The organism is Saccharopolyspora sp. 6V, assembly GCF_020176785.1.
GTDB lineage: Bacteria > Actinomycetota > Actinomycetes > Mycobacteriales > Pseudonocardiaceae > Saccharopolyspora_C > Saccharopolyspora_C gregorii.
The window spans coordinates 1-10,614 of sequence record NZ_JAIUKB010000202.1 but is presented as its reverse complement, the minus strand read 5'-3'; the positions used below and the strand labels follow the sequence as shown (position 1 = coordinate 10,614).

Genomic DNA, 10,614 nt, shown 5'->3' with positions numbered 1-10,614 from the left:
CGGTGGCCGGGTTCCGCGGCATGGGCGCGAGCACCCCCGGGGGGGGGGGGGGCCGCGGCGCGGGGGGGGGGGGGCGCCGCGTCGCCGACGGCGCGCGGGTGCTGCTCGACGAGGTCGCCGACGAGGAGGGGCGGGCGCTGGCCGCCGAACTCGGGGCGGACGCCCGGTTCCGGCACCTCGACGTCACCGACGAGGCCGGGTGGGACGGTGCCGTCGCGGCCGCCGAGGACGCGTTCGGCCCGGTGGACGTGCTGGTGAACAACGCGGGCGTGCTGCACCTGGCGCCGCTGGCCGAGACGGAACCCGCCGACTTCGAGCGCGTGGTGCGGGTCAACCAGTTCGGCGCCTTCCTCGGCATGCGGGCGGTGCAGCGGTCGATGCGCGACGGCGGCTCCATCATCAACGTCTCCTCGGTCGAGGGATTGGCCGGGATGGCCGGTTCGATCGCCTACTCGGCCAGCAAGTTCGCGGTGCGCGGCATGACGAAGGTGGCCGCGCTGGAGCTCGGCCACCGCGGCATCCGGGTCAACTCGGTGCACCCCGGCGTGATCGACACCGCGATGGTGCGCGCGCAGGTGGGCGCCGCGCTGGACGACTTCGCCGCCGCCCGGCTCGCCCTCGGCCGCGTCGGGCGGCCCGAGGAGGTCGCGAACCTGGTGGCGTTCCTGGCGAGCGACGACAGCTCCTACTGCACCGGCGCCGAGTTCGTCGCGGACGGAGGTGCCACCGCAACGCATTCCCTGGCCAGATGACCCCGCCGCCGGGCCCGCCGGGTCGGGCACCGGCGGGGACCGAGCAGGTCGCCCGCGGTGCCGCCGCGGGCAGGACCCGGCGCGAGCGCGACGACGAGGTGGTGCAGCGATGGGCGTCGAAGTGGTGCGGTGCCGCCGCGCGGGCGGGGAGTCGCCGTGAACTCGCCCGGCTCCAGCCACCGCGTCCCCGCGAGCGCCGCCTTCGCCCAGGTCGGCAGGCTCGCCACGCTGTCCTGGGAAGTGCTGCGCGCCGTGCCCAGGCGCCCGTTCCAGGTGCGGGAGTGGGTGCAGCAGGCGTGGCTGTTCGCGAGCGTCACCATCCTGCCGACCGCGCTGGTGGCCATCCCGTTCGGCGCGGTGATCGCCATGCAGCTCGGGTCGCTGACCCAGCAGATCGGCGCCCAGTCGTTCACCGGCGCGGCCAGCGCGCTGTCCATCCTGCAGCAGGCCAGCCCGTTGATCACCGCGCTGCTGGTGGCCGGGGCGGGCGGTTCGGCGGTGTGCGCGGACATCGGCGCCCGCACCATCCGCGAGGAGATCGACGCGATGGAAGTGCTCGGCGTCTCCGTGGTGCACCGGCTGATCGTGCCGCGCGTGCTCGGTGCCGTGTTCGTGTCGCTGCTGCTCAACGGGCTGGTGAGCGTGGTGGGCGTGGCGGGTGGCTACTTCTTCAACGTGGTGCTGCAGGGCGGCACGCCCGGCGCCTACCTGGCCAGCTTCAACGCGCTCGCGCAGCTGCCCGACCTCTACGTCAGCGAGCTCAAGGCGCTGATCTACGGGTTCGTGGCCGGGGTGGTCGCCGCCTACCGGGGCCTGAACCCGGCCGGCGGGCCGAAGGGCGTGGGCGACGCGGTGAACCAGGCCGTGGTGATCACCTTCCTGCTGCTGTTCGCGATCAACCTGGTGATCACCGGGATCTACCTGCAACTCGTTCCGCCGAAGGAGTTGTGATGGTCGCGACCGAGCAGTACCTGCCGCCGCCGACGCCGTGGCGGCGCCGGTTCGCGCTGCTGTTCTCCCGCCCCGGCGACGCGCTCGCCGGGCTCGGGTGGCAGCTGGCGTTCTACCTGCGGGCGCTGGCGCTGGCGCCGTTGACGCTGCGCAAGTACCCGCGGGAGACGGGGCGGCTGCTCACCGAGGTGATGTTCGGCAGCGGCGCGCTCGCCGTCATCGGCGGCACGCTCGGCGTGATGATCGGGATGACGGTGTGCACCGGGGCGATCGTCGGGTTGCAGGGCTACTCCTCGCTGGACCAGCTCGGCACCTCCGCGCTGACCGGGTTCATCGCCGCCTACTTCGACACCCGCGAGGTCGCGCCGCTGTCGGCGGGCCTGGCGTTGTCGGCGACGGTCGGCTGCGGGTTCACCGCGCAGCTCGGCGCGATGCGCATCTCCGACGAGATCGACGCGCTGGAGGTGATGGGCGTGCGCACCGTGCCGTACCTGGTGACCAGCCGGGTGCTGGCCGGGCTCGCGGCGGTGATCCCGCTGTACGTGGTGGGGCTGCTCGGTTCCTACTTCGCGTCGCGGCAGATCACGGTGTGGTTCTACGGGCAGTCGGCGGGCACCTACGACCACTACTTCCACCTGTTCCTGCCGCCGCAGGACGTGCTGTGGTCGTTCGGGAAGGTGCTGGTGTTCAGCCTCGTGGTGATCCTGACGCACTGCTACTACGGCTACACCGCGCGCGGCGGGCCCGCGGGCGTGGGCATCGCGGTGGGGCGGGCGGTGCGCACCTCGATCGTGCTGGTGGCGGTGCTGGACTTCTTCCTGAGCCTGGCGATCTGGGGTTCCACCACGACCGTGCGGATCGCCGGATGAGGCGGGCGCGGCGGGACCGGCGCGGGCACCAGCTGCTGGGGCTGGTGTTCTTGCTGGTGTCCGCGCTGTTCTTCACCAGCATGATCGGCTTCTACCGGAAGTCGTTCACGCCGGTGGTGCCGGTCGTGCTGCACACCGACCGGGCGGGCAACGAGCTGCGCGCCGGTTCGGACGTGAAGGTGCGCGGCGTGCTCGTCGGCGAGGTGCGCGCGGTGCGCCCCGGGCCGGACCGCGCCGAGCTGGACCTGGCGTTGCGCCCGGAGATGGCCGAGCGGATCCCCGCCGACACCACCGCGCGGCTGCTGCCGAAGACGCTGTTCGGGGAGCGCTACGTGTCCCTCGCGCACACCGGCCCGGGCACCGGCCCGCACCTGGTCGCCGGGGACGTGATCGGGCAGGACCGCAGCTCCGCCGCCATCGAGGTGGAACGCGTCCTCGACGACCTGCTGCCGTTGCTGCAAGCCGTGCGGCCGCAGCAGCTCGCCGCCACGCTGAACGCGGTGTCGCAGGCGTTGGACGGGCGTGGCACGCAGCTCGGGACCACGCTGCGCGACCTCGACGGCTACCTCGCCCGGTTCAACCCGTCGCTGCCGCGGCTGCGGTCGGTGCTGGGCCGCGTCGACGACGTCGCCCGCACCTACCACGAGGCGGCACCCGACCTGCTGCGCGCGATGCGGGACCTCACCACCACCAGCGGCACGATCGCGGAACGGCGCGACTCGTTCGAGCAAGTCTGGAACACCACCGCCGTCACCGCGGAGAACGCGACCCGGTTCCTGGAAGCCAACGGGGACAACCTGATCCGGCTCGCCGCCGACTCGCGGTCCACAGTGGACCTGCTCGCCCGGTACGCGCCGCAGTACGGCTGCGTGCTCGACCAGCTCACCCGCAGCATCCCCATCGCCGAGCGGGCGTTCGGCGCGGGCGACGCGAACCCGATGCAGAAGGTCACCATCGAGATCACCGGCAGCCGCGGGAAGTACCTGCCCGGCGTCGACACGCCCCGCTACGAGGACACCCGCGGCCCGCGCTGCTACCCGTGGGTCGAACCGCCGGACCGCTTCCCGCAGTACCCGCCCGGCGGGCCGCTGCGCGACGGCTCCACCCATCCGCCGCCGCCGAACGGGCCGGGGGAGCAGCAGCCCGCCGCCACCAGCGCGCAGTCCGCGGACGGGCCGCTGGTGAACTCGCCCGCCGAACGCGACCTGGTCGCCGCGCTGCTCGCGCCCGAGCTGCACCGCACCCCGGGCGACGTGCCGGACTGGAGCAGCGTGCTCGTCGGACCCGTCTACCGCGGAGCGGAGGTGACCCTGCGATGAGGGCCGGACTCACCGCACCGCTGGTCAAGCTGTCGTTGTTCACGCTCGTCACCGGGCTGCTCACCGGGCTGCTCGCGATGACCATCGCCGCCTCCGACGTCGGGTCCACCACCGGCTACGCCGCCGAGTTCGACGACGCCTCCGGGCTCGGCGAAGGCGACGAGGTCCGCATCGCCGGGGTGCGGGTCGGGCAGGTCACCTCGCTGGAGGTCGTCGACGGGCGCCGCGCGCTGGCCCGGTTCCAGGTGGACGCGGCGCGGCGGCTGCCCGCGGACGCCATCGCCACCGTGAAGTACCGCAACCTCGCCGGGCAGCGCTACCTCGCGCTCGACGCGGCCCTCGACCCCGGCGAAGCCGTGCTGCCCGCCGACGCGGTGCTGCCCGTCGCCCAGACCCGGCCGGCGCTGAACCTCACCGCGCTGTTCAACGGGTTCCAGCCGCTGCTGCGCGCCCTCGAACCCGGCGACGTCAACCGGCTCTCCGGCGAACTCGTCCAGGTGCTGCAAGGGGAAGGCGGCACCGTGCAGAGCATCCTCGCGCACACCGCGTCGCTGACCGGGACGCTCGCCGAGAAGGACCAGGTGATCGGGCAGGTCATCGACAACCTCAACGCCGTGCTCGCCCAGGTCGGCGCCCGCGGACCGGAACTCGCCGGGCTCGTCGACGCGCTGCAACGCCTCGTCAGCGGCTTCGCCGCGCAGCGCGAACCCGTCGGTGACGCGGTCGCCGCCCTCGACGAGCTCACCGGCACCACCGCGGGGCTGCTGCGCGACGTCCGGCCGCCGCTGCGCGAGGACGTGGCCGCGCTCGGCGACCTGTCGGCGAACCTGAACGCCGGGCTGCCGCAGCTGGAGCACGACCTGCGGACGCTGCCGGGCCGCCTCGACTCGCTGACCCGCACGGTGAGCTACGGCAGCTGGTTCAACTTCTACCTGTGCCGCCTCACCGGAACCGTCGGCATCTCCGGGCTCGACGTGCGAGCCCAGGTGCTGCCGCTGCCCCCGACCCGGATGCCCGAGAGGTGCCGCCCATGAGCACCGCGCTGCGCGACCGCGACCAGGCCACCGTCGGCGTCGTCGCCCTCGGGCTGCTGACCGCCGTGACGCTGCTGGCGTTCTTCGCGAACGACCTGCCGCTGCTCGGCGGCGGCACCACCTACTCGGCGCGGTTCACCGAATCCGCCGGGCTCGCCGCGGGCGACGACGTGGAGGTCGCCGGCGTCCGCGTCGGCGAGGTCACCGAGGTGGGCCTCGACGGGAACCGGGTGCTGGTGCGGTTCCGCGTCGAGGACGTGCCCGTCGGCGACCGCAGCACGGTGTCCATCCAGCTGAAGACCTTGCTGGGCGCGAAGAACCTGGCGCTGCGTCCCGACGGCGCGCACCCGCAGGACCCGGACCGCACCATCCCCGACGCCCGCACCGAGGTGCCCTTCGACATCCCCGACGCCCTCGACCAGGTCGCCCGCAGCACCGGCCGGGTCGACACCGACCAGCTCGCCCGCAGCTTCCAGGTCCTGTCCGAGAGCCTGCGCGGCGGGGAGCAGCACCTCGGCGGCGCCGTGGACGGGCTCGCCGCCCTGTCCCGCACCATCGCCTCCCGCGACGAGCAGCTCGCCGACCTGCTGCACCACGCCGCCGACGTCAGCGGCATCGCCGCCGACCGCGACGCGCAGGTCGCCCGGCTCGTCGGCGACGGGAACCTGCTGCTCGGCGAACTCCAACGCCGCCGCGACGCCATCGGCTCGCTGCTGCGCGGCACCCAGGAGGTCTCCGCGCAGCTGCGCGGGCTCGTCGCCGACAACCAGCAGCGGCTGAACCCGGCGCTGCGCGAGCTGCAGCAGGTCACCGCCATGCTGCAGCGCAACCAGGACCAGGTGGCGGCCACCATCGCCGCGCTGCGGCCCTACGTGACCGGGTTCAACAACACCGTCGGCAACGGGCGCTGGTTCGACGGCTACCTGTGCGGGCTGGTGCCGCCGACCGTGGACGCCGGCCCGCTGCAGATCAACCCGCACGGCTGCGACCTCCGCGGAGGTGGACGATGAACCGGAGACCGGCGACGGCGCTGCTCGCCTTCGGCTGCGTGCTGGTGCTGCTGCTCAGCGGCGCGCTGTGGTGGGTGCTGCGCGACCCGGGCACCCGCATCACCGCCTACTTCGAGCGGGCCGTGGGCCTGTACCCGCAGTCGTCGGTACGGGTGCTGGGCGTCGAGGTCGGCCGCGTCACCTCGGTGCGGCCCGAAGGTGGCCGGGTGCGGGTGGAGCTGAGCGTGGACCGCGAGCTCCGCGTCCCCGCCGCGGCGGGCGCGGTGGTGGTGGCGCCGAGCCTCGTCAGCGACCGGTACGTGCAGCTCACCCCCGCCTACGAGGGCGGCCCGGAGCTGGCCCCCGGCGCGGTGCTCGGCACCGACCGCACGATGGTCCCCGCCGACCTCGACGACCTGTACCGCAGCGCCAACGCGCTCACCGAAGCCCTCGGGCCGGACGGCGCCAACCGGGACGGGGCGCTGTCGGACCTGCTCGGCACCGCCGCGGCGAACCTCGACGGCAACGGGGCGAAGCTGAACGAGACGGTGCGGCGGCTCGGCGAACTGTCGGCCACCCTCGACGGCTCGCACGACGACCTGTTCGCCACCGTCGACCACCTCAACGAGTTCACCGCGACGCTGGCCGCCAACGACGCGCAGGTGCGGGACTTCCACACCCGGCTCGCCGACGTCTCCGGGTTCCTCGCCGACGAGCGGCAGCAGACCGCCGCCGCGCTGAGCTCGCTGACGGCCGCGCTCACCGAACTCGACGGGTTCGTGCGGGACAACCGGGAATCGGTGACCGCCAACGTGGACCAGCTCGCCGACGTGACCCGGGCGCTGGTGGAGCAGCGGGAAGCGCTCGGCGAAGTCCTCGACATCGCCCCGACCGGGATGAGCAACTTCATCAACGCCTACGACGCCGCCTCCGGCACCGTCGCGGTCCGCGCCAACATCAACGAGCTGACGTTCCCGCCGGTGCTGCTGGTGTGCAAGCTGCTGGAATCCGCGGCGCCCGCGCAGGTCCCGCCGGAGCTGGGGCGGACCTGCGCGGGGCTGGCCGGGGTGCTCGACGGTGCCGTCCCGCTGCCCTCGCCCGGGGAAGCGGTGGACCACCTCTCCCGCGGGGAGCTCCCGCCGCTGCCGCTCGGCCTCGGTGGCCCGTGATGCGCCGGGCGCTCGGCTGCTGCGCGCTGCTGCTGGTCACCGGTTGCGGCGCCTCGGTGCAGGACGCGCCGCTGCCCGGCGGCGCCGACCTCGGCGACCACCCGTACGAGGTGCGGGTGCGGTTCGCCGACGTCCTCGACCTGGTGCCGCAAGCCGGGGTGAAGGTGGACGACGTGCCGGTCGGGAAGGTCCGCGGCATCGGGCTCGCCCCCGACAACGCGACCGCCGTGGTCACCCTCGTCGTCAACGGGGACGTGCGGCTGCCCGCCAACGCCGAAGCGCGGCTGCGGCAATCCAGCCTGCTGGGGGAGAAGTTCGTCGAGCTCGCCCGGCCCGCCGAACCCGCGGGCGGCCCGCTGCGCGACGGCGCGGAGATCCCGCTGGAGCGCACCGACCGCAACCCGCAGGTCGAAGAGGTGCTCGGCGCGCTGTCCCTGCTGCTCAACGGCGGCGGCGTCGCGCAGCTCAACGGCATCGTCGAGGAACTGGACCGCGCGCTCGGCGGCAACGAACCGCAGGTGCGCTCGCTGCTGTCCCGAGTGGACGAAGCGGTGTCCCGGCTGGACGAGCAGAAGCAGGACATCACCCGCGCGCTCGACGGGCTGAACCGGCTCTCCGCCGACCTGCGCGGACAGCTCGACGACCTCACCACCGGCCTGGACGGGCTCGAACCCGGACTGCGCGTCCTGGAGCGGCAGCGCGGCGACCTGGTGCGAATGCTGCGGGCCCTCGACCGGTTCTCCCAGGTCGCGGTGCGCACGGCCGACGCGAGCCGGGACGACCTGGTCGCCGACCTCGACGCGCTCGCGCCGACGCTGCGCGAACTCGCGAAGGCGGGCACCGACCTGCCGAAGGCCATCGGCTACCTGGCCAGCTACCCGTTCCCGGAGAACGCGATGGTCCCGCTCAAGGGCGATTTCGTGAACGTCGACGTGGACCTCGACCTGGACCTGACCAGCGTGCTCGGCAACCTGTCGAACAGCAGCGGGCCGCTGCTGCCGCTGCCCGGGATCTCCGACTCGGGCGCACCGCTACCGCTCGGGGGGCCGTGATGTTCAGCAGGGCCACGACGATCCGGCTGGGGCTGTTCCTGCTCATCGCCGTCGTCGGCATCGGGTTCACCGGCGCCCGCTACGCGGGACTGGACCGGTTGGTCGGGGCGGGCGGCTACGCCGTCGTGGTGGAGGTGCCCGACACCGGTGGGGTGTTCACCAACTCGGAGGTCACCTACCGGGGAGTGGCCGTCGGGCGGGTCACCGGGGTGCGGCTCACCGACCGCGGAGCGGCGCTGGACCTGCACATCGACTCCGCCGCCCCGCCGATCCCCGCGGACGCGCGCGCGGCGGTGGCGAACCGCTCGGCGGTGGGGGAGCAGTACCTCGACCTGCGGCCCGACGACGAGCACGGGCCGGTGCTGCGGGACGGGTCGGTGATCCCCGCCGAGCGCGCCGAACTCCCGCCCCCGCCGGAATCGCTGCTGCTGAACCTGGACCGGCTCGTCGCGGACGTGCCGCTGGACGCGCTGCGCACCGTCGTCGAGGAATCCGGCACCGCGCTGCAGGGCACCGGGCCGCACCTGCAGCGGATGCTGGACAGCACCGGATCGCTCATCGCCGCCGCCGACCGCAACCTGCCGAGCACCACCGCGCTGCTGGCGAACTCCGACGTGGTGCTGCGCACCCAGCAGCAGCAATCCGGACAGATCATCGAGTTCAGCCGCGGCCTGCGCCAGGTCGCCGGACAGCTGCGCGCCTCCGACCCGGACCTGCGGCGGCTCGCCGACGTCGCCCCACCGGTCGCCGAACAGCTCGACGGCCTGCTGCGCGACAGCGGCACGGGCCTCGCCGCGACCACCGCGAACCTGCTCACCACCGCGCGGCTGCTCGACGTCCGCGGCCCGGCGCTGGAGAACGTGCTGGTGGCGATGCCGATGATGTCGGCCGCCAGCCACAGCGCGCAGGACGGCGACGGGCGCGGGCACCTGGGCGTGGTGCTCAACTTCTTCAACCCGCTGGCCTGCGAGAAGGGCTACGAGGGAACCGAACGCCGCCCCGGCGACGACATCACGCCGATCCCGGCGAACCCGGACATCCACTGCGCCGAACCGCCGGACGGCCCCACCAACGTCCGCGGCTCCGCCAACGTTCCCCGCGCCCCCGTTCCCGACGCGGTCCCGGTGCCGGCCACCGCCCCGCCCCTCCCGCTGCCTCCGCGGTGATGAGCTTGTCGGTGGCACCCGGGTGGCGGAACCCCGGCGGCTCCGCCGCCGGCAGGAGAACGGCACGACCTGCCGGACGGGTTCACGGGCCCGCGATGCGGTGGTGGAGCGCTTCGAGGCGGCGGCGGTGGCTGCGGGGGGTGCCGAAGAGGTGCGCGGCGCCGTGGGCTCGTTTCAGGTGCAGGTGCGCCTCGTGCTCCCAGGTGATCCCGAGACCGCCGTGCAGCTGGATGCCCTCGGCCGCCACGTCCTGGTAGGTCTCGCAGCACAGCGACTTGGCCATCGCCGCCCACGCGGACCCGCGCTCGTCGCGGGTGCCGACCGCCCAGCTCGCCGCGTACGACAGCGAGCGCGCCGACTCCACCGCCACGTAGAGGTCGGCGAGCCGGTGCTTGATCGCCTGGAACGAGCCGATCGGCCTGCCGAACTGCACCCGGGTCCGCACGTAGCCGACGATCTCGCCGAGCCACCGGTCCGCGGCGCCCACGCACTCGGCCGCCAGCAGCACCGCCGCCGCGTCCCGGCAGCGCGCCAGCACCGGCCCGGCCGGCCCGATCGGCGCGGCCGGCACCGCGGACAGCTCCAGCGCGCACATCGGCCGGGTCGGGTCCACGACCGGGTGCGGCAGCACCGCTGCCGGCTCCGCCGCCACCTCGAACAGCGCGGGCCCGTCCGGGGCGGTCGCGACGACCAGGAACGCGTCCGCCCGCGCGCCGTCGAGCACGAAGCTCTTGCGCCCGTCCAGCCGCCACGTGCCCGCGTCGAGCCGCGCGGTGGTGGCGAATCCCGTGTCCTGCCACCAGTTCTCCGGTTCGGCCCACGCGAGCGCCACCAGCCGGTCGGCGGCGGCGATACCCGGCAGCAGCCGTTCCGCGGCCGCCGAGTCGCCCGCGGCCAGCAGCGCTTCGACGGCGAGCGCGGTGCCGCCGACGAACGGGGACGGCACGAGCCTGCGGCCCAGTTCCTCGGCGACGAGGCAGCTCTCGACGAGGGTGGCGCCGCTGCCGCCGTGCTCCTCGGGGACGGTGAGCCCGGCCGCGCCGATCTCCGCGCCGAGCCGCCGCCACAGCTCCGGGTCGTGCCCGAGCGGGGCGGGAGCCGGTGGCGGCGCGGGCACGTGCGGGCCGCCGTCCTGGTCCAGCAGGGCGCGGACGGTCAGCCGGAGGTCCTCCTGCTGCGCACTGAACGCGAAGTGCACTTTGTTGTTCCTTTCTCCGCTTTCGTTGCGTAGCACTGGGGTGGCGGAACCTCAGCGGTTCCCTCGCTGCGGGATCGATTTCCCAAGTGGCTCCGCCACGAGGGAAATCGCTGTC

At 74.0% G+C, this 10,614-nt stretch carries 10 protein-coding genes; 9 read left to right on the top strand and 1 reads right to left on the bottom strand.

The genetic code is table 11. The features are described from left to right. Positions 1-20 precede the first annotated feature (20 nt). The 9 genes from LCD35_RS28995 to LCD35_RS28955 all read left to right on the top strand — a co-directional run bounded on the left by LCD35_RS28995 (position 21) and on the right by LCD35_RS28955 (position 9,301). On the top strand, positions 21-752 hold the full coding sequence (locus tag LCD35_RS28995) for an SDR family oxidoreductase (protein WP_225045260.1): 732 nt from the start codon (positions 21-23) through the stop codon (positions 750-752). Positions 753-908: 156 nt separating this feature from the next. Next, positions 909-1,703 (top strand): ABC transporter permease, encoded by a 795-nt coding sequence (locus tag LCD35_RS28990; RefSeq protein ID WP_225045259.1) that lies wholly within the window; start codon positions 909-911, stop codon positions 1,701-1,703. Continuing rightward, positions 1,703-2,572, top strand: coding sequence for an ABC transporter permease (locus LCD35_RS28985; protein WP_224958592.1), 870 nt, complete (start codon positions 1,703-1,705; stop codon positions 2,570-2,572). The genes LCD35_RS28990 and LCD35_RS28985 overlap by 1 nt, the downstream gene beginning before the upstream one ends. Continuing rightward, positions 2,569-3,891 carry an MCE family protein gene (locus LCD35_RS28980; RefSeq protein ID WP_224967727.1) on the top strand — a complete coding sequence of 441 codons (1,323 nt, stop codon included), beginning with the start codon at positions 2,569-2,571 and terminating at the stop codon, positions 3,889-3,891. Before LCD35_RS28985 ends, LCD35_RS28980 begins: the two co-directional genes overlap by 4 nt. Next, complete coding sequence (locus LCD35_RS28975) at positions 3,888-4,925, top strand: MCE family protein (RefSeq protein WP_225045258.1); 1,038 nt, start codon at positions 3,888-3,890, stop codon at positions 4,923-4,925. Before LCD35_RS28980 ends, LCD35_RS28975 begins: the two co-directional genes overlap by 4 nt. Continuing rightward, positions 4,922-5,935, top strand: a complete 1,014-nt coding sequence (locus LCD35_RS28970; RefSeq protein WP_224958595.1) for an MCE family protein — start codon at positions 4,922-4,924, stop codon at positions 5,933-5,935. The genes LCD35_RS28975 and LCD35_RS28970 overlap by 4 nt, the downstream gene beginning before the upstream one ends. Continuing rightward, positions 5,932-7,083 (top strand): MCE family protein, encoded by a 1,152-nt coding sequence (locus tag LCD35_RS28965; protein ID WP_224967734.1) that lies wholly within the window; start codon positions 5,932-5,934, stop codon positions 7,081-7,083. The genes LCD35_RS28970 and LCD35_RS28965 overlap by 4 nt, the downstream gene beginning before the upstream one ends. Continuing rightward, entirely contained in the window at positions 7,083-8,135 is a 1,053-nt protein-coding gene (locus tag LCD35_RS28960) for an MCE family protein (protein ID WP_224963293.1), read from the top strand. The genes LCD35_RS28965 and LCD35_RS28960 overlap by 1 nt, the downstream gene beginning before the upstream one ends. Continuing rightward, the gene (locus LCD35_RS28955; RefSeq protein WP_225045257.1) at positions 8,135-9,301 is read left to right on the top strand and encodes an MCE family protein; all 1,167 of its coding nucleotides are present in this window, start codon (positions 8,135-8,137) and stop codon (positions 9,299-9,301) included. The genes LCD35_RS28960 and LCD35_RS28955 overlap by 1 nt, the downstream gene beginning before the upstream one ends. Before the next feature lie 82 nt (positions 9,302-9,383). On the opposite strand, the gene LCD35_RS30650 is transcribed toward LCD35_RS28955, so the two are convergent. After that, positions 9,384-10,499, bottom strand: coding sequence for an acyl-CoA dehydrogenase family protein (locus LCD35_RS30650; protein ID WP_225045256.1), 1,116 nt, complete (start codon positions 10,497-10,499; stop codon positions 9,384-9,386). Positions 10,500-10,614 lie beyond the last annotated feature (115 nt).

Excerpts from the sequence above, each read along its gene's own strand:
- LCD35_RS28985 (WP_224958592.1), top strand. The coding sequence starts at position 1,703 with ATGGTCGCGACCGAGCAGTACCTGCCGCCGCCGACGCCGTGGCGGCGC.
- LCD35_RS28955 (WP_225045257.1), top strand. The coding sequence starts at position 8,135 with ATGTTCAGCAGGGCCACGACGATCCGGCTGGGGCTGTTCCTGCTCATC.
- LCD35_RS28965 (WP_224967734.1), top strand. The coding sequence starts at position 5,932 with ATGAACCGGAGACCGGCGACGGCGCTGCTCGCCTTCGGCTGCGTGCTG.
- LCD35_RS28995 (WP_225045260.1), top strand. The coding sequence starts at position 21 with ATGGGCGCGAGCACCCCCGGGGGGGGGGGGGGCCGCGGCGCGGGGGGG.
- LCD35_RS28960 (WP_224963293.1), top strand. The coding sequence starts at position 7,083 with ATGCGCCGGGCGCTCGGCTGCTGCGCGCTGCTGCTGGTCACCGGTTGC.
- LCD35_RS28970 (WP_224958595.1), top strand. The coding sequence starts at position 4,922 with ATGAGCACCGCGCTGCGCGACCGCGACCAGGCCACCGTCGGCGTCGTC.
- LCD35_RS28980 (WP_224967727.1), top strand. The coding sequence starts at position 2,569 with ATGAGGCGGGCGCGGCGGGACCGGCGCGGGCACCAGCTGCTGGGGCTG.
- LCD35_RS28975 (WP_225045258.1), top strand. The coding sequence starts at position 3,888 with ATGAGGGCCGGACTCACCGCACCGCTGGTCAAGCTGTCGTTGTTCACG.